The 16,858-nt window shown below is 70.4% G+C and carries 17 protein-coding genes; 5 read left to right on the top strand and 12 right to left on the bottom strand.

The genetic code is table 11. The annotated features are described in order from the left end of the window. Positions 1-78 precede the first annotated feature (78 nt). The 5 genes from ACTU3I_RS07655 to ACTU3I_RS07635 form a co-directional block, all read right to left on the bottom strand. Positions 79-507, bottom strand: a complete 429-nt coding sequence (locus tag ACTU3I_RS07655) for a molybdenum cofactor biosynthesis protein MoaE (RefSeq protein ID WP_442925065.1) — start codon at positions 505-507, stop codon at positions 79-81. Continuing rightward, on the bottom strand, positions 504-989 hold the full coding sequence (locus ACTU3I_RS07650) for a MogA/MoaB family molybdenum cofactor biosynthesis protein (protein WP_442925064.1): 486 nt from the start codon (positions 987-989) through the stop codon (positions 504-506). The genes ACTU3I_RS07655 and ACTU3I_RS07650 overlap by 4 nt, the downstream gene beginning before the upstream one ends. 9 nt (positions 990-998) lie before the next feature. After that, positions 999-2,525, bottom strand: coding sequence for an SDR family oxidoreductase (locus tag ACTU3I_RS07645; RefSeq protein WP_442925063.1), 1,527 nt, complete (start codon positions 2,523-2,525; stop codon positions 999-1,001). A gap of 61 nt (positions 2,526-2,586) precedes the next feature. Beyond that, positions 2,587-4,383, bottom strand: a complete 1,797-nt coding sequence (locus ACTU3I_RS07640) for a helicase HerA-like domain-containing protein (protein WP_442925062.1) — start codon at positions 4,381-4,383, stop codon at positions 2,587-2,589. Next, positions 4,380-5,069 carry a phosphatase PAP2 family protein gene (locus ACTU3I_RS07635; protein ID WP_442925061.1) on the bottom strand — a complete coding sequence of 230 codons (690 nt, stop codon included), beginning with the start codon at positions 5,067-5,069 and terminating at the stop codon, positions 4,380-4,382. Before ACTU3I_RS07635 ends, ACTU3I_RS07640 begins: the two co-directional genes overlap by 4 nt. A gap of 108 nt (positions 5,070-5,177) precedes the next feature. Here ACTU3I_RS07635 and ACTU3I_RS07630 point away from each other — a divergent pair, with 108 nt between their 5' ends. Further along, the gene (locus tag ACTU3I_RS07630) at positions 5,178-5,672 is read left to right on the top strand and encodes a nitroreductase family deazaflavin-dependent oxidoreductase (protein WP_442925060.1); all 495 of its coding nucleotides are present in this window, start codon (positions 5,178-5,180) and stop codon (positions 5,670-5,672) included. A 1-nt stretch (position 5,673) separates the two neighbouring features. On the opposite strand, the gene ACTU3I_RS07625 is transcribed toward ACTU3I_RS07630, so the two are convergent. Then, on the bottom strand, positions 5,674-7,011 hold the full coding sequence (locus ACTU3I_RS07625) for a multidrug effflux MFS transporter (protein WP_442925059.1): 1,338 nt from the start codon (positions 7,009-7,011) through the stop codon (positions 5,674-5,676). 241 nt (positions 7,012-7,252) lie between these two features. Between ACTU3I_RS07625 and ACTU3I_RS07620 the strand changes: the two genes are divergently transcribed. Together ACTU3I_RS07620 and ACTU3I_RS07615 are read left to right on the top strand one after the other, a co-directional pair. Continuing rightward, positions 7,253-7,969, top strand: a complete 717-nt coding sequence (locus ACTU3I_RS07620; RefSeq protein WP_442925058.1) for a DUF3105 domain-containing protein — start codon at positions 7,253-7,255, stop codon at positions 7,967-7,969. 4 nt (positions 7,970-7,973) lie between these two features. Continuing rightward, the gene (locus tag ACTU3I_RS07615) at positions 7,974-8,624 is read left to right on the top strand and encodes a DUF305 domain-containing protein (RefSeq protein ID WP_442925057.1); all 651 of its coding nucleotides are present in this window, start codon (positions 7,974-7,976) and stop codon (positions 8,622-8,624) included. Between the two features lie 61 nt (positions 8,625-8,685). Here the strand turns inward: ACTU3I_RS07615 and ACTU3I_RS07610 are convergent, their stop codons facing one another. The 3 genes from ACTU3I_RS07610 to ACTU3I_RS07600 all read right to left on the bottom strand — a co-directional run bounded on the left by ACTU3I_RS07610 (position 8,686) and on the right by ACTU3I_RS07600 (position 12,216). Then, complete coding sequence (locus ACTU3I_RS07610; protein WP_442925056.1) at positions 8,686-9,657, bottom strand: carbohydrate ABC transporter permease; 972 nt, start codon at positions 9,655-9,657, stop codon at positions 8,686-8,688. Beyond that, positions 9,657-10,790: a carbohydrate ABC transporter permease gene (locus ACTU3I_RS07605; protein WP_442925055.1), complete on the bottom strand. Its 1,134-nt coding sequence runs from the start codon at positions 10,788-10,790 to the stop codon at positions 9,657-9,659. The genes ACTU3I_RS07610 and ACTU3I_RS07605 overlap by 1 nt, the downstream gene beginning before the upstream one ends. A gap of 100 nt (positions 10,791-10,890) precedes the next feature. Then, the gene (locus ACTU3I_RS07600; protein WP_442925054.1) at positions 10,891-12,216 is read right to left on the bottom strand and encodes an ABC transporter substrate-binding protein; all 1,326 of its coding nucleotides are present in this window, start codon (positions 12,214-12,216) and stop codon (positions 10,891-10,893) included. Between the two features lie 250 nt (positions 12,217-12,466). Between ACTU3I_RS07600 and ACTU3I_RS07595 the strand changes: the two genes are divergently transcribed. Then, the gene (locus tag ACTU3I_RS07595) at positions 12,467-13,516 is read left to right on the top strand and encodes a LacI family DNA-binding transcriptional regulator (RefSeq protein WP_442925053.1); all 1,050 of its coding nucleotides are present in this window, start codon (positions 12,467-12,469) and stop codon (positions 13,514-13,516) included. Positions 13,517-13,580: 64 nt separating this feature from the next. Here ACTU3I_RS07595 and rplL read toward each other — a convergent pair whose 3' ends face one another. The 3 genes from rplL to ACTU3I_RS07580 form a co-directional block, all read right to left on the bottom strand. Next, positions 13,581-13,970 (bottom strand): 50S ribosomal protein L7/L12, encoded by a 390-nt coding sequence (gene rplL, locus ACTU3I_RS07590; RefSeq protein ID WP_442925052.1) that lies wholly within the window; start codon positions 13,968-13,970, stop codon positions 13,581-13,583. 44 nt (positions 13,971-14,014) lie between these two features. Beyond that, complete coding sequence (rplJ, locus tag ACTU3I_RS07585; protein WP_442925051.1) at positions 14,015-14,530, bottom strand: 50S ribosomal protein L10; 516 nt, start codon at positions 14,528-14,530, stop codon at positions 14,015-14,017. Positions 14,531-14,899: 369 nt separating this feature from the next. Beyond that, positions 14,900-15,889 carry a type IV toxin-antitoxin system AbiEi family antitoxin domain-containing protein gene (locus ACTU3I_RS07580; protein WP_442925050.1) on the bottom strand — a complete coding sequence of 330 codons (990 nt, stop codon included), beginning with the start codon at positions 15,887-15,889 and terminating at the stop codon, positions 14,900-14,902. A gap of 246 nt (positions 15,890-16,135) precedes the next feature. Here ACTU3I_RS07580 and ACTU3I_RS07575 point away from each other — a divergent pair, with 246 nt between their 5' ends. Then, complete coding sequence (locus ACTU3I_RS07575) at positions 16,136-16,804, top strand: YqaJ viral recombinase family protein (RefSeq protein ID WP_442925049.1); 669 nt, start codon at positions 16,136-16,138, stop codon at positions 16,802-16,804. Positions 16,805-16,858 lie beyond the last annotated feature (54 nt).

Below are 16,858 nucleotides of genomic sequence, written 5' to 3'. Positions count from 1 at the left end.
CTCCACCTCCGCTCCGAGACTGCCGTCGAGGGACGCAGCCTGGTGGCGCGGATGCGGTCTCGTGGCGCGCGGGGGTGGCTAGCCGCCGAGGCCCTTCCACGCCGTCGTCCCGTCGGCCTCGACCTGGCGCTTCCACACCGGCAGGTCGACCTTGATCGCCTCGATGAGGGCGCGGCAGACGTCGAATGCCGCTGCGCGGTGGCCGGATGCCACGGCGATGACGACGGCGGCCTCTCCCACTCCCAGCCGCCCGACGCGATGGCTGACCGCGACGACCGCGTCGGTGCCGGTCGCGGCCCGGGCGGCGAGGCCCGCGAGCGTCGCCTCCGCGTCGGGGTGAGCACTGTACTCCAGCGCCACCACCTCGCCGGATGCATCCGGATCGTTGTCACGCACCCGTCCGAGAAAGACCGTGCTCGCGCCGAGGGCGGGATCGTCCACGGCAGCGAGGTGCGCCGCCACGTCGAGCGGCTCGGCGGAGATCGCGGCGCGGCGCACGACGCTCACGCGTGGTCTCCGCCCGCGAGCTGGTCGACGACGTGCGCGGCCACCGAGACGACGAACGCGATGCCGCCCTCCACCGCGCGCGGCGAGCCGGGAAGGTTCACGACGAACACGCCGCCAGGATCGACGACGCCCGCGCGGCCGCGGGACAACGCCGCGAGCGGGGTATCGTCCGCTCCCCGCCGCCGGAGCTCCTCCGCCACCCCCGGAACATCGCGCGTCAGCACGCGCGCCGTGCCCTCGGGGGTCAGGTCGCGCGGGGAGACCCCGGTCCCGCCCGTCGTCACGACCAGGGCGGCACCCGCGGCGATGGCGCCGCGGAGGGCCACCTCGACGCTGTCGGCGCCGTCCGGGACCACGTCGGGTTCGGCGCAGTCCCACCCCGCCTCGCGCAGCAGCCGCACGGCCAGCGGCCCGCCGCGGTCCTCGCGCTCACCCGCCGCCGACCGGTCCGACACCGTGATCACCCGGGCGTTTCGTCGCATCCGCCCAGCCTACGAGGCGCGCGCGGCCGCCGTGATGCGGTTGGCCATGCCCCGGAAGATGAAGCCGTGGAAGGGGAGGACGGCGAGCCAGTACAGCCGCCCCGCCAGGCCTCGGGGAAAGAAGACGGCACGCTGGTCGTACCGCGCACCGCCGTCGTCGGGGGTGACGCGCAGCTCGAGCCACGCGAGCCCGGGCACCTTCATCTCGGCGCGCAGCCGCAGGAGCCGCCCCGGCTCGAGAGCCTCGACGCGCCAGAAATCCAAGGCGTCTCCCACGGCGACGCGGCGGCGGCTGCGGCGTCCGCGCGCGAGCCCCACACCGCCGACGAGGCGGTCCATCCACCCGCGCACCGCCCACAGCACCGGCGAGGAGTACCACCCGTTCTCGCCGCCGATCCCTTCGACGACGTCCCACAGTCGCTCGGGCGATGCGGCTGTGAACGCCGTCCTCGCATCGACGAACACTGTCCGCCCCGACCAGTCGGGGTCGCTGGGAAGCGGGTCGCTCGGCACCGCCGAGACCTCGGCATCCCGCCAGCTCGTCTCCACGTCGTCATCCCGCACGCGGCCGAGGGCCAGGGCGACGGCGCGTCGATAGGGCGTCAGCCCGCCCGCCGGCGGCGGGATGAGCGCGTCGATGTCGCCGTCCTTGACGACGCAGTCGTTCTGGAGCGACTCCACGAGCGGCCGCGCGATCGCGCGGGGTATCGGGGTCACGAGGTTCACCCAGTGCGAGGCGAGTCGCGGGGTGAGCACCGGCAGGGCGGCGATCGCGCGCTGTCGCAGACCCGCCTCGACGGCGTATCCGTTCATCATCTGCCCGTAGCGGAGCACGTCGGGCCCGCCGATGTCGACCGTGCGGTTCGCGGAGGCGGGGACGTGCGCCGCACCGAGGAGGTAGTAGAGCACGTCGCGGACGGCGATCGGCTGGATGCGGTTGCGCACCCACCGCGGCGCCGGCATGTACGGCAGCACCTCGGTGAGGTGGCGCACCATCTCGAACGAGGCCGATCCCGACCCGATGACGACGCCTGCCTGCAGCACGAGGGTCGGAACGCCGCTGTCGAGGAGGATCCGTCCCACCTCCACGCGAGAGCGCAGATGCGGCGACAGCGGCGCGTCGTCGGGGTGCAGGCCGCCGAGGTACACGATGCGCGACACTCCCGCCCGTGATGCCGCCGCAGCGACGGTGCGGGCGGCGGTGCGGTCCGCCTCCTCGAACGCGGGACCGGCCGACATCGAATGCACGAGGTAGTACAGCACGTCGACGTCCGCGACCGCGGATGCCACGGCCTGGGCGTCGGACGCGTCGCCGCCGACGACCTCCACCTCCGCGCCCCACGCGAACGACTTCGCGCGTTCGGGGCTGCGCGCGAGCACGCGCACGCGGTAGCCCGCGCGGAGGAGGCGCGGCACGAGCCGGCCGCCGAGGTACCCGGTCGCGCCGATGACGAGGGCGCGCGGCGCCGACCCGTCGGCCCGGGGTCGCGCGCGCAGCGCCGCTTCGTCGCCCGAGGGCGCGCTCACATCCGTCACCCGCTCGACGCTACGGCGCCGGGGCGTTCCGACCCAGGGCTTGACGGCGGAGCGCTCTGCTTCAGCGCCGTCGCGCGGTCCCGAACATGCCGCGGATGACACCGCGCAGGATCGTCTGCGTCGCCGGGGCCGAGAGGATCTCTTCGAGCGGACTCGCCTCCGACCGCCGCGACCGGGTGCGCGTGACGCGGGATGTGGAGCGCCGCAGCCGCTCCTCCTCCGCGCGGGCCTTCTTCTCCGCCGCCGCGGCGGCCTTGTCGATCGCCGCCTTCTGCCGGGCGTACTCGGCCTCGGCCTCGGCCTTCTCGCGCGCCGCTTGCTCAGCCTCGAACGCCTCCTGCGCGGCGTTCATCCGGGCCGTCAGGATCTCTCGCGCCGACTCCCGATCGACGGGAGTGCCGTACCTCGCCATCAGGGGGGAGGCGGCGACCGTCGCGTCGATGCGCTCGCGCGGTGTCGGCGACATGGATCCCGCGGGTGCGCGCAGGCGGGTCCAGGCCACCGGCGTCGGCGCGCCCCGCTCGCTCAGCACCGTGACGATCGCCTCGCCGGTGCCGAGCTCTTGCAGCACGCGCTCGAGGTCGTACCCCGACGACGGGAAGGTGCGCACGCTCGCACGCAGCGCCGCAGCGTCGTCGGGTGTGTATGCCCTGAGCGCATGCTGGATGCGCGAACCCAGCTGCGCCAGCACATCGGCGGGGACGTCCTTCGGCGTCTGCGTGACGAAGAACACGCCGACGCCCTTCGACCGGATGAGGCGGACCGTCTGCACGATCGCGGCCACGAAGTCCTTCGACGCGCCGCGGAAGAGCAGGTGCGCCTCGTCGAAGAAGAACACCAGCTTCGGACGCTCGAGGTCTCCCACCTCCGGGAGGAGCTCGAACAACTCCGCGAGGAGGTACATCAGAAAGGTCGAGAACAGTTCGGGCCGGTCGGCCACGCCGGGCACTTCGAGCAAACTGATCATCCCCGACCCGTCGGGCGCGGTGCGCACGAACTCGGCGACGTCGAACTCCGGCTCCCCGAAGAACACATCGGCGCCGGCATCGGCGAACCCGATCAGCTCCCGAAGGATGACGCCGACCGTCGCCGCGGAGAGCCCTCCGAGGTCCTTGAGCTCGCCCTTGCCCTCGTCGCTGACGAGGAAGGTGAGGACCGACCGCAGATCCGACAGGTCGACGAGAGCGAGCCCATTGCGGTCGGCGTAGTGGAACACCAGGGTCAAGCTCGACTCCTGGGTGGCATTCAGACCCAGCACCCGACTGAGAAGGAGTGGCCCGAAGCCCGACACGGTCGCTCGCACCGGGATGCCCGACCCCCTGCCGCCGAGAGCGAAGTACTCGGCGGGGAAGGCGCGGGGTGACCAGTCCTGCCCGATCGCGGACGTGCGCGCGAGGAGGGCGTCGCTCCCCTCCCCGGGCGTCGCCATCCCGGACAGGTCGCCCTTGATGTCGGCGGCGAAGACGGCGACGCCGTGCGCAGACAGCTGCTCGGCGAGCAGCTGGAGTGTGCGGGTCTTCCCGGTCCCGGTGGCACCGGCGACCAACCCGTGGCGGTTCGTCATCGCGAACGGGATGCGCACCGGCGTGGCTGCGTCGACGTCCCCGTTGACGAGGGCGCCGATCTCAAGCGCCTCGTCCGCCACGGCGTAGCCGGCACGGACGGCGGCCACTTCTGCCGCGTCCAAGGGGCCTGCGGCCGGGACGAGCGCGGCGGCATCCGGGGGCGGAGGGCCGGGGGCACCGGATGCTGCCTCCGCGGCGGCGAGCGCCGCGCGTGCACGAGCAGCGCGCAGCTCCGCCTCGGCGAGATCGGCCTCGGCGCGCAGTCGCGCGAGCTCGGCGGCGCGATCGGTCACGACGGGTTCTCGTCGGCCAGCGACGCCTCGCGCGCGCCCTGCCGACGCGCCTGGATGCGCACGCGATCCTGCGCCAGCAGGGCGGAGAACACCGCGGCGAGGGTGAAGGCGACGCCGGCTCCCGCCAGCGCTCCGCCGAGGGTGTCGCTCAGCCAGTGCGCGTGCAGGTAGGTGCGGCTGAACGCCATCAGCACGATCCACACCGCGCCGACGATCACGACCCAGACGCGGGGGAACAGCAGCGCGGCGATGACGGCGATCGTCGCCGCGTTCGCGGTGTGTCCGGAGGGGAACGACCCGTAGTCGCTGACGATGAGGATCTCATCCGGCCGCGCTCGGCCGAACGCGTGCTTGAGGACCTGCACGGCCGCCGCGCTGAGGGCGGAGGCGGCCACGAAGTACACCGCCGCCCACGGTCGCCGCAGGAGGACGAGCGCGAGCGCCCCGCCGAGGGGGATCACGTAGATGGCGACCCACGTTCCGCCGACGCTGTTCATGACCAGGGAGAAGTCGAACAGCACGGAGTCTGTCTCGGTGTGCGGGAGGAGGCCGTTCCACCACGCGTCGATCGCGAAGGGGTCGTTGCCGCGAGCGAGGACCCAGGCGCCGAGTGCGCACGCGAGCGCCAGGAGCACGAGGCCGGTGAGAAGCTGCACGCGCCATGATCGGACGAGGTGGGACTCCATGAGGCAAGTCTGACCGACCCGGGGGATCCGCGCCGGTGGCTTGCGATCGACGGGCTGACATGGCACCGGCGGGTCGCGTCGCCGGCGGGAGGTCGGCACAATGGCGAGATGACCCGTGTCGTGGATGTCGTGCGTGCCGTCGTCGCCCCGCTCAGCCGTACGCGCGCCTTCCGGCGGTACGGGCCCCGCCTCCTGCCGCCGGTCGAGCGGGCTCTCGCGCGGTCGACGCGCGGTCGCGTGCAGCTGAGCGCGCTCCTCGTACCCTCGCTGGTGCTCCACACCGTCGGTGCCCGGTCGGGAGAACCGCGGGATGCAGCGCTGATGTACACGCCGGACGGCTCGGGGCGCGCGATCGTGGCGGGCTCGAACTTCGCCGGCGACCGGCACCCGGCATGGACGGCGAACCTCCTCGCCTCCCCCGACGCCGAGATCACCGTCCGCGGCCGCCGGATCCCGGTGCACGCGACGCTGATCGGCGATGACGAACGCGATGCGGTGTGGGCCCGCATCGAGCGGCAGTGGCCCGGCTACCGGGGCTATGAGAGGGAGTCGGGGCGCGTGGTGCGGCTGTTCCGCCTGCAACCGGTGCGCCGCGGCGGCTGACTCAGGGGGCGAGGAGCCCCACGGAGCGCGGCCGGACGAGCGCCCACAGGGCGACGACGCCCAGCACCGAGCAGCCGACCATCACCAGCGCCATCGTGGTGGCGGTGATGCCGGTGCTGCCCGAAACCCAGCCGACGACCGGCGAGATCACGCCGGCGACGCCGAAGTTCGTGGCTCCGATGACCGACTGGGCGGTGCCGGCCGCCTTGCCGTGACGGTCGAGTGCGAGCACCTGGACGCAGGGGAAGGTGAAGCCGCAGGCGGTCATGAAGACGAACAGGGGCACGATGGTCCCCCACATCCCGAGGCCGAGCTGGTCGGTGCCGATGATGGCGATCGCCGCGAGAACCAGGACGGTGGTGGAGCCGGCCAGCACCCACTGCGGGCCGAATCGCGCGGCGAGCCGGGACGCCGCCTGCACCCCGACGACGACGCCCACGGAGTTGACCGCGAACAGCAGTCCGTACTGCTGCGCGTCGAGGCCGTAGGAGCCTTGAAAGAGGAAGGACGACGCCGACAGGTAGGAGAACAGCCCGCTGAAGGTCATCCCGCCGATGACGAGCACCCCGAGGAAGACGCGGTCGCGGAAGACGCTCGCATACCGCTGCCACACTGTGGTCGATCCCTGCTCGCGCCGCCGCTCGCGCGGAAGCGTCTCGGGCACGAGCACGATCGCGGAGACCAGCATCACCGCGCCGTACAGGGCGAGGACGACGAAGATGCCGCGCCACGGCACGACGAGAAGGAGCGCCGACCCCACGAGCGGGGCGAGCACCGGGGCGACGCCCGACACCAGGGCCAGACGCGAGAGCATCACGACGAGCCGCCGCCCGCCGAAGAGGTCGCGCACGATCGCGGCCGCGACCACACCGCCGGCGGCCGCGCCGGCACCCATCAAGACGCGCGCGACCCCGAGCAGGTCGAGGGTCGGAGCGAGGGCCGCGGCCGTGCTCGCGATGACGTGGAGCGCCGTGACGGCGAGAAGGGGGATGCGCCGGCCCACCTTGTCGCTCAGCGGACCGACGATCAGCTGGCCGAGCGCGAAGCCGGCCATGGTGCCGGTGAGGGTCAGCTGGATGGCGGCCGCTGTCGTGTGGAAGTCGCTCTCCAGTACCGGGAAGGCCGGGAGGTACAGGTCGATCGTGAAGGGGCCGAGAGCCGTCAGCGCACCGAGCAGGATGATGTAGACCACGCGGCGACCCGCCGTGAGCGAATCACCCGGGTGCAGCACGACGGGGGCGGTGGTCGGATTGCTCCCGAGCACGCGGATGGCGCCGGTCGGCGAGGTCGTTCGCGGCGCGGGCGCGCCTGCGGTGCGGAGTTCAGCGGTGTCGAGCACGGAGCCTTCGTTCGAGGAAGCAGCAAAAGACCCGGCGGGTGTGCCGGGTCGGGGGGAGAGGGAGGTGGGGAAGTCCCGAATCGATTCGAGGCCCCCTCCGATGATAGCTCCCGGCAGCCGCCACCGTCGCACCGGACGGAAATCGGGACCCTCCCAGGCGCGGACGCATTCGTCCGAATAGGCTGGTCAGGTCGCATCCGCCCGACATGCCCACCTTCCCCGCACCGAAACCTCCGCGCACATGACCCCTTCCTCCGGCCCCGCCGACCGCCGATCCAGCGGCAACCCGGCGACGCAGGCGCAGATCAACCAGACCGTCAAGCAGCAGCGCGAGCAGAAGCGTCAGGAGAAGCTGGCGGAGTACCAGCGGCAGTTGGCGAAGCGGCGGCGCGGCAAGATCGTGTGGTGGGTCGTGGGCGGGGTCGCGGCGGTCGCGGTCATCGCCGTGGTGGTGGCCTCCTTCGTCTTCGCGCCGAAGGGTCCGCCGAGTTACGGTGCGCTCGACAGCACCGGCGCCGAGATCGACGGGGTGGAGACGTTCGAGAACGGCACCTCGCACGTGGAGGGCCCGGTCGATTACCCCCAGTCTCCGCCCGCCGGCGGACCGCACAACGCGGTGTGGCTCAACTGCGGCATCTACACCGAGCCGCAGGCGAACGAGAACGCCGTGCACGCGCTCGAGCACGGCGCCGTGTGGGTCACCTACGACCCGGCGGCGGTGTCGGATGACGAGCTCGCGACGCTCCGCTCCTTCCTCCCCTCCTCGTACGTCATCCTCTCGCCGTACGAGGGGCTCGACTCCCCCGTGGTGCTGAGCGCGTGGAACCATCAGCTCAAGCTCGATGCGGTCGACGACGAGCGCATCCCGGAGTTCTTCGAGGAGTTCTGGCGCAGCCAGGACGCCCCCGAGCCCAACGCCGCATGCTCGGGCGCCATCGACGGACCGGGCAAGCAGTGACCCCATGAGCGCGCAGCGCGTCGCACCGCGCGCGTGGCTCCTCGTCCTGGTCGCCGTCGTGGCGGCGGCGGCCGTCGCCTTCGCGATCGGCCGGTTCAGCGCCTTCGGCGCCACCGCCGTGCCGGCCACGCCGACTTCGGCATCCGCCGACGCCGGGTTCGCCCGTGACATGCAGGTGCACCACACGCAGGCCATCGAGATGGCGATGGAGATCTACCGCACCACCGAGGACGACACCGTCCGCACGCTCGCGTACGACATCGCCACGACGCAGGCCGGTCAGCGCGGCGAGATGTTCGGCTGGCTCGTGGAGTGGGGCCTGCCGCAGCGCGGCGGTCCGTTGATGTCCTGGATGGCCGACGCGCCCGAGCACGGTCACGACGCGACGGCGACGGAGGACGAGATGCTCGCCGAGATGGGCATGGCCACGCCGGCCGAGCTCGATCGCCTCGCCCGGGCGGACGGCACCGAGGCGGACTGCCTGTTCCTCGAGCTCATGACCCGCCACCACCGCGGGGCGATCCCCATGGCGGAGGCGATCATCGAGCGGGGGTCCGTCCCGCGGGTCGTCGCGGTCGCGAAGAGCATGATCGCGAACCAGAGCGCCGAGATCGACGCCATGACGGCATCGTCCGCCCGCCTGGGGTGCAGCTGAGCGCACGCGAACGGGCGGGGCACCCGCATCCGGATGCCCCGCCCGACGATGTCCGGGCGCGTCAGCCCTTGGTCGACCCGGCCAGAAGTCCGCGGACGAAGAAGCGCTGCAGCGCCAGGAACACCGCCAGCGGCACGATGATCGCGATGAACGCGCCGGCCGTCAGCAGGTACCAGTCCTGACCGCGGCTGCCGGTCATCTCCGCCAGCAGCTTGGTGATCGGCGCGACCTTGCCGTCCGCGAAGATGAGGGCGACGAGCAGGTCGTTCCACACCCACAGGAACTGGAAGATGGCCACCGACGCGATGGCGGGCATCGTCAGCGGCAGCATGATGCGGAAGAAGATCTGCCCGTGCCCGGCACCGTCGACGCGGGCGGCTTCGACCACGTCTCGCGGGATCTCCGACATGAAGTTGTGCAGCAGGAAGATCACCAGCGGAAGGGCGAAGATCGTGTGCGCGATCCACACCTGGGCGTATCCGGCCTGCCCGATGCCGACGATCACGTCGACCCCGAACACCTTGCCGCCGGAGAAGAGCTGCAGGAGCGGGATGAGCGCCATCTGGATCGGCACGATCTGCAGAGCGAACACGCCGACGAAGAGGATGTTCCGCCCGCGGAAGTCCATCCATGCGAACGCGTAGGCCGCCAGCAGCGCGAGGGAGATCGGGATGACCGTCGCGGGCAGCGTGATCGCGATGGAGTTGACGAACGCGCCAGCCATGTTGAGCTGGCTGTTGCCCGCCTGCAGCGCCGTGGCGTAGTTGTCGAGCGTCCAGCCCCAGTTGGAGAAGATCGTCCACCATCCGGTGGACTGGATCTCCTGCTGCGGCCGGAACGACGAGATGAACAGCCCGAAGGTCGGCAGCGTCCACAGGACGGCGATCACGAGGGCGGCCAGCGTCGCCCAGCGCGAAGACAGCTTCCGCTTGGCGCCCGCGCTGATGCCCTTCTCGGCGCGCCGCTCGCCGCGGCGGAGTTCCTTCTTGGTGTCGTCGTCGACGGGGAGCTCGACCGGCATCACCGCGCTCATCAGCGCACCTCCTGTTGCTTGCGCAGTTGCACCGCGTTGTAGATCACCAGCGGCAGCACGAGCACGAACAGCACGACGGCGAAGGCCGCGGCCCGTCCGGATTCGAAGCTGCGCAGCTGGGTGTACATCTCGTTCGCGATGACGGATGTGTTGTTGGCGCCGGCGGTCATGGTGCGGACGATGTCGAAGACCTTCAGCGATGCGATGGCGATCGTCGTCAGGACGACCACGAGCGCCGGGCGGATGCCGGGCACGACGACGTTCATGAAGCGCTGCCACGCGTTGGTGCCGTCGAGCTCGGCGGCCTCGAGCTGCTCGGTGGGGACGCCCTTGATCGCGGCGGAGAGGATCACCATCGCGAAACCGGTCTGCACCCAGATGAGCACCACGATGAGGAAGAGCGTGTTCCACGGATCGGCGGCGAGGAAGTTCAGCGGCTGGCCGCCGAACCACACGATGACCTGGTTGAGGAACCCGATCTGCTCCTGATCGGCGGGGCGCGAGGTGTACATGAAGCGCCAGATGATCGACGCACCGACGAAGGAGATGGCCATCGGCAGGAAGACGAGGATCTTGTAGTACTTCTCCCCCCGCGCCTTGTCGATGAAGTACGCGTAGGCCAGACCCGCGATCGTGGAGACGATCGGCGTGACGATGACCCAGACGATCGTGTTGAGCACGACCCGGATGCCCTGGGGCTGGGTGAAGATCCACGCGAAGTTGTCCAGCCCCACGAAGGCGGAGCCGCCGCGGTTCATGAAGGCCTGCCCGGTGGTCTGGATGGCCGGAACGACGAGCCCGACGACCAGCAGGATGATGGCCGGTGCGAGGAAGGCGAGAAGCTGGAAGAGGGAGCCCGCGCCGTTCTTGGCGCGGAGATCGAGCAGGAAGATGCCCAGGCCGACGAACGCGGCGGCGATGATCGCCCACTGATACGACTGGAAGAGCCACAGGACGAGGGCAGGGGTGCCGACGCAGACGAGCAGGCGCAGGATCAGGAAGCCCCTGCCGTTGCGCGGGGCGAGTTCGACGAGGACGAGGATCAGCGCGACGATCACGACGAAGACGCCGATGATGATCGGGATCTCCAGCCAGGGCGACAGGGTACTGAGCCATTGGAAGAAGGCGGTCATGTGCGCAACCTTTCGAGTGCGGCGGTGGACTCGAGGGGGACCCGGGAAGTCTGCGACGGGGCCGCCCGCATCATGCGGACGACCCCATCACGGACAACGGTCAGCTGGAGGGCCAGCCGGATTCGATCTGCTCGAGCACGGTCGCCGTCGGCGTGCCGTTCACGAAGTCGTTCATCCCCTTCCAGAACGTGCCCGCACCCACGGCCGAAGGCATGAGGTCGGACGCGTCGAAGCGGAACGTCGTCTCCGGGTCCTGCAGGATCGTGATGGCCTCGGTGAGGATGTCGCTGGAAGCGTTCTCCGGGTCGAGACCCTTGTTCGCCGAGATCACACCGCCGAGGCTGACGCGCGAGTTTGCCCAGTCGGCGCTGGAGAGGTACTCCTGCACCTTCTGCGTCGCCTCGTCGTCGCTGAAGGCTGCCACGATCTCGCCGCCGCCGGTGACCACGTTGCCCTCGGAGCCGGCCTCGAACGGCGGCATGAGGAACGCCCAGATGTCTCCATCGGGAGCGACGGTCGCGCCGGCGTCGGTGATGAAGCCGTCGAAGAACGAGGCCTGGTGGTGCAGCGCGCACGTGCCGTCCGCCAGGGCGGTGGCGGCGTCACCGAAGGGCGTCGTCACGATGGTGTCCGTGCCCCCGAAGCCCGCGTTGACGTAGTTCGGGTCGAGAGCGATCTTGCCGAACTCGTCGAACGCCGAGGCGATCTGCGGGTCGGTGAAGGGCACCTCGTTGGCGACCCACTGGTCGTAGACCTCGGGGCCCGATTGACGCAGGACGATGTCTTCGATCCAGTCGGTGCCGGGCCATCCGGTGGCCGCATCCGAGCCGAACGCGACGCACCAGGGGGCGGTGCCCAGCGTGGACTGCGCTTGCGTGGTCAGATCCAGCATCCCCTGCCAGTCGGTCGGGATCTCCCACCCGTTCTCGGCGAACTGGGCGGGTGAGTACCAGATCCAGCCCTTGACGCTGGCCATCAGCGGCGCGCCGTACTGCGTGCCGTCGTACTGGCCGTACTGAGCCCAGTCCTCGCTCCAGCCCTCGTCGATGTTGGCCTGCACCGCGTCGGGAACGGGCTTGAGGAAGCCCTGCGCGGCGATGTCGCTCATGAGACCGGGCTGCGGGAAGATCGCCAGGTCGGGGGCGTTGCCGCCCTGCGCGCGAACCGCGATCTGCGCCTCGAACTCCTTCGAGGATTCGTACTCGATGTCGATGCCGTTCTCTTCCTCCCAGTCAGCCCAGGATTCTTCGAGCAGCTCTGCTTCGGTGTCGGCGATCGTGCCGTAGACGGTCACGACGTTCTCTTCGCCGCCGCCTCCGCCGCCCGTCGACGATCCCGGCCCGCCCGAACAGCCCGCGAGCGCGATGCCGGCCACGCCGACCAGGGCCAACGGCGCCAGTAGGCGACGGTGCTGTGACATGCCCATGTGGTTCCTCCTCTTCGAGTCACGTGTGGTGCGCGGTCCCGTAGGGAACCGATTCCAGGACACGCTATTGGACATCCGCGCTACGCACAACGTTGATTGATCACGAGTACATAACCACACTTTGGGAGCGCTCTCCCGCTCGCCTGGGAGCGGTTCCCGCCATTGTTACCGGATCGCAACCGGTTCCACTTTTGGCGCTCCCCCATTACTGTGTGACCGGGACCACCGCTGTCGGCGAGGACGGAGACGCATGGGAGGCATCGCCGACGTCGCGCGCCTGGCGGGCGTCTCCAAGTCCACCGCGAGCCGCGCCCTCACCGGGAGCGGCTACGTGTCCGAGGACACCCGGCTGCGGGTGGCGGAGGCGGCCGCGTCGATCGGCTACGTCCCCACCACGAGCGCCGTGAGTCTGGCGACCGGGCGGATGCAGACGGTCGGAGTGCTGATGCCCACGGTGTCGCGATGGTTCTTCGCCGAGGTGCTCGCGGGCGTGCAATCGGCGCTCCTCGAGCGCGACCTCGACCTCACTCTGTACACCGCCCCGCCCGGCACCGCGGATCGCCGCCGCATCGTCGAGGACTTCCTCCCGCGGCGTCGCTTCGACGGGCTCATCGTCGTGGGGCTCGAGCCCTCGGACGCCGAGACGGCATGTCTGGAACGCCTCGGCCGACCCGTCGTCAGCGTCGTCGGCGAGCCGGAGCACTCCAGCGTCGTCGCCATCGACGACGTGCAGGCCGCGCGGCGCGCGACAGAGCATCTGCTCGCACTCGGCCACCGCGCGATCGTCTTCCTCGGCGGCGACGCCGCGGCGGCGCACTGGGAGCACGTCGATCGCCTGCGCCTGCGCGGATACCAGCAGGCGATGGCCGACGCCGGGCTCGACGACGCTGCCCGCCATGTGAGGGCTGATGTCACGATGCCCGGCGGATACGCCGCCGCCGTCGATCTCCTCAGCGAAGCGCGCGAGCGGCCCACCGCGATCGTGGCGGCGTGCGACGAGGTCGCCATCGGGGCGATCATCGCCGCGCGTCGCCTCGCGATCGCGGTGCCCAGCGAGCTGAGCGTGGTGGGTATCGACGACCACGAGTACGCGGACATGTTCGCGCTCACCACCCTCGAGCAGATCCCGCGGGAGCAGGGACGCGCAGCGGTGGACATGCTCGTCCGCGCCATCGGCGACCCCGAGGTCACGCGCGAGGACCGGCGGCTGCAGGCCCGCCTCGTCGTGCGCAGCTCCACCGCGCCGGTGCATCCGGCCATGTCGGTCGCCGTCTCGGACACCGGCCTCAGCCGCAGCTGACGCCCTCGACGCGAAAGGACCCCGGATGCCGAGGCATCCGGGGTCCTTTTCTCTTCGCGAGGTGTTACTTCAGGGTCACCGAAGCGCCGGCCTCTTCGAGGGCGGCCTTGGCCTTGTCGGCGGCGTCCTTGTTGGCGCCTTCGAGCACGGGCTTGGGCGCGCCGTCGACGAGCGCCTTGGCGTCGCCGAGGCCGAGCGAGGTGAGCTCGCGGACGACCTTGATGACCTGGATCTTCTTGTCGCCCACGGTCTCGAGGATGACGTCGAAGGAGTCCTTGACCTCTTCCTCTTCGGCGGGGGCACCACCGGCGGGAGCGCCGGCAGCGGCCACGGCGACCGGAGCGGCCGCGGTGACGTCGAAGGTCTCCTCGAAGGCCTTCACGAACTCGCTGAGCTCGATGAGCGTGAGCTCCTTGAACGCGTCGAGCAGCTCCTCAGTGCTGAGCTTTGCCATGATGTATCTCCTTGATTGGGGTTGTACTACGCCGGGACCCGATGTCAGGCCGCGGACTCCTGCTTCTCGCGCAGCGCGTCGACCGTGCGAACGGCCTTCGACGGGAGCGCGTTGAAGACGTATGCCGCCTTGGTCAGCGAGGCCTTCATCGCACCGGCGAGCTTCGCCAGCAGGACTTCACGGCTCTCGAGATCGGCGAGCTTGTTGACCTCATCCGCGGTCAGAGCGGCGCCATCGAAGTAGCCGCCCTTGATCACGAGAAGAGGATTAGCCTTGGCGAAGGCGCGCAGGCCCTTGGCGACGGTGACAGGGTCACCGTGCACGAAGGCGATGGCGGACGGGCCCTTGAGCTCGTCATCCAGACCCGTCACACCGGCGTTGCTCGCGGCGATCTTGGTCAGCGTGTTCTTCACCACGGCGTACTCCGCGTCCTGACGAATGCTGTTGCGCAGCTCCTTGAGCTGGGCAACCGTCAGACCGCGGTACTCGGTCAGCAGAACGGCGGTCGAGTCCTCGAAGTTCTTCGTGAGCTCGGCGACCGATGCATCCTTCTGCGCCATGGCCACTCCTTGTGTGTACGAGACGCGCCGCAGTGACGGGGCGCCGGGCCGCAGCATCCGGATTCCCCACCCCGGAAAGCAGAAGAGCTCCGGCGCATGCGCACGGAGCTCGGTTCCCGATTCGGGACTTTCGTTCGTACACCTGCGCGGGCCCCTGCATTCGCAGAGCTTCGATCGGGTGCGCTTGCGCGCACGCCGATGACCGGCGGTCTTTGGCTTACCCCCACTCTACGCGCCCCCTCCCGGTGTCGCAAAATCCCGGCCCCTTTTCCCGCGACCGCACATTGAGTGCGCGAGCGCACATCTTCTTCGCCGGCATTGCGTATGCCCTCGCGAACGGGATGTGCGCTCGCGAACGGATGACGCGCATCACCCGCGCGGAGGGCGGATCCCGAACCCGGCGAGGCGCTGCCCGAGCACCTCGGGAGTGCCGATGTGCTCCGAGCCCCAACGCGCGAGGCGACGCTGCGTCGTGCCGCGGATCCAGTCCTCTCGTCGCTTTTCGTCCAGCATCACCTGCTCCACCGTACGACCGCTGCGCAGCGCCAATTCCAGGTACTTACCCACTCCGTCGAACTCACCGAATGCCCCGATCTCGTCGAATCCGAAATCCACCCAGTAGTCGCGGCCTGCCGGCCCGGGCACCCGAACCTGCAATCGCGGCGCCGGGAAGCCGAGTCGATGCAGATGAAGCCGGCTGACGCTCTCGCCGGGAAGCTCCGCCAACCCGTCGGCGAACTCGATGACCCATCGCGCCTGGCGGGCCCCGCGTGCGCCGACGCTCTGCCCGGCGCGGTCGCGCAGAGCCTGTCGCCAAAGCCCTGCGCGTTCCTCGTCGACGGCACGGTCGGTGACGGCAGTGAGCCGCAGCGCGGCATCCGCGCAGGCCACCGCCGCCTCGAGGGAGGCGGTGCGAAGGACATCCCACACCGTGCGCTCCAGCGTTGTGCATCGGATGCCGCGGATCGTCGTCACATCCGAGTCTTCAAGCGTGTCGCGGTGACGGAAGACGCTCGGAGTGCTCGGTGCAGCAAGGCCCCCGCTCACCGTGACATGAACGCGGCTCGGCGTCGTGCGGTAGAGCGGAAGGTCCCACAACACGGCCGCCGAGACGTGGGATACCACGGCGGTCCCGCCACGCATCTCCCGGGTGACCGCGAGTACCTCCGCCCGGTGACGCGACTCCGGCCAGAGCTCTCGATGGTCTCGCGCGTCCATGAACCAGCCGCGACGAACGCGCACCAGGTCGCCCCGCTCGACCGCCCGCGCGATGGCTTCGTCCGTCATCCCTGATCGCACAAGATCGTGACGAGAGAGCAGCGCGGTGTCGAGCTCGGGCAGCAGGAGGTGGCGGGTCATGCCCTCACGCTGGCGGCATCGACACCCACCGCGTGGCCCGCAGCGCGATTCTGTGGAGCCCGTCCGTCCCGGCACACCTGGGGAGGAGGGTGGGCCTGTCCGCGAGCGCACATCGTGCATGCGAACGCATACGTCGTTCGCCGGAATCCGGTGTGCGCTGGTGAATGCCATATGCGTTCGGCGCAGGGGCACGGGCGGCGGCGGGTTGCGCGGGCGGCCGGGAGCGACGGGGTTAGGGTCGGAGGCATGTCCCCCGAGCTTTGCGCCCGCAGCCCCGAGCTCGCGGCACGCATCGTTGCCGATTCCCGCGATCGCGTCGCGTGGGTGCGGGCGCGCTCGCGCGGCATCACGGCGACGGATGTCGCGACCCTCACGAGCGCTCGAGCCATCCCCCGCGCCGCCGACGCGAAGCTGCAGGGCTCGGGATTCTCCGGTAACGCCTACACGGCGCACGGCCGCCGCCGCGAGCCCGAGATCGCCGCATGGGTGGCCGCCACGCACGGCATCTCCCCCTCGTCCGCGCTCTTCCACGCCGTCGTCGAGCCGCGCCACCTCGCCACCCCCGACGGCGTGACGGTGGATGCGGCGGGCCGGGTTGTGCTCGCCGAGATCAAGACCACGAACAAGAGCTGGCGGAGCATCCCTCGCACCTACCTCCGCCAGGTGTGGTGGCAGCAGCACGTCCTCGGCGCCGAGCGCACCCTCGTGGCGTGGGAGGAGCACGACGGCTTCGTGCCGGTGGGTGACGAACCGCGCTGCCAGTGGGTGGATCGCGACGAGAAGGAGATCGCGACGCTCGTCGGCCTCGCCACGGCCCTCATCGACGAGCTGCACCGCCGGACGACCCTCGCCCGCCGCGACAGCGTGCCGGCGCAGCCGCGCGAGAGGTTCCGCGCCCTCGCGCTGGCCGAGTGAAGATAGTTGACGGAAGTCAACCAATCGTCGTATAGTTGATCTTCATCAACTATC

The sequence above is a fragment of the Microbacterium sp. RD1 genome (assembly GCF_052220165.1).
In the GTDB taxonomy this organism is placed as follows: domain Bacteria; phylum Actinomycetota; class Actinomycetes; order Actinomycetales; family Microbacteriaceae; genus Microbacterium.
Note: the sequence above shows the minus strand (reverse complement) of the source record. Positions and strands in the feature narration are given on the sequence as shown.

Bases quoted from the DNA above. Each gene is read 5' to 3' on its own strand.
- rplJ (WP_442925051.1), bottom strand. From the start codon at position 14,530: ATGGCGCAGAAGGATGCATCGGTCGCCGAGCTCACGAAGAACTTCGAG.
- ACTU3I_RS07595 (WP_442925053.1), top strand. From the start codon at position 12,467: ATGGGAGGCATCGCCGACGTCGCGCGCCTGGCGGGCGTCTCCAAGTCC.
- ACTU3I_RS07605 (WP_442925055.1), bottom strand. From the start codon at position 10,790: ATGACCGCCTTCTTCCAATGGCTCAGTACCCTGTCGCCCTGGCTGGAG.
- ACTU3I_RS07610 (WP_442925056.1), bottom strand. From the start codon at position 9,657: ATGAGCGCGGTGATGCCGGTCGAGCTCCCCGTCGACGACGACACCAAG.
- ACTU3I_RS07615 (WP_442925057.1), top strand. From the start codon at position 7,974: ATGAGCGCGCAGCGCGTCGCACCGCGCGCGTGGCTCCTCGTCCTGGTC.
- ACTU3I_RS07650 (WP_442925064.1), bottom strand. From the start codon at position 989: ATGCGACGAAACGCCCGGGTGATCACGGTGTCGGACCGGTCGGCGGCG.
- ACTU3I_RS07575 (WP_442925049.1), top strand. From the start codon at position 16,136: ATGTCCCCCGAGCTTTGCGCCCGCAGCCCCGAGCTCGCGGCACGCATC.
- rplL (WP_442925052.1), bottom strand. From the start codon at position 13,970: ATGGCAAAGCTCAGCACTGAGGAGCTGCTCGACGCGTTCAAGGAGCTC.
- ACTU3I_RS07580 (WP_442925050.1), bottom strand. From the start codon at position 15,889: ATGACCCGCCACCTCCTGCTGCCCGAGCTCGACACCGCGCTGCTCTCT.
- ACTU3I_RS07630 (WP_442925060.1), top strand. From the start codon at position 5,178: ATGACCCGTGTCGTGGATGTCGTGCGTGCCGTCGTCGCCCCGCTCAGC.
- ACTU3I_RS07620 (WP_442925058.1), top strand. From the start codon at position 7,253: ATGACCCCTTCCTCCGGCCCCGCCGACCGCCGATCCAGCGGCAACCCG.
- ACTU3I_RS07600 (WP_442925054.1), bottom strand. From the start codon at position 12,216: ATGGGCATGTCACAGCACCGTCGCCTACTGGCGCCGTTGGCCCTGGTC.
- ACTU3I_RS07635 (WP_442925061.1), bottom strand. From the start codon at position 5,069: ATGGAGTCCCACCTCGTCCGATCATGGCGCGTGCAGCTTCTCACCGGC.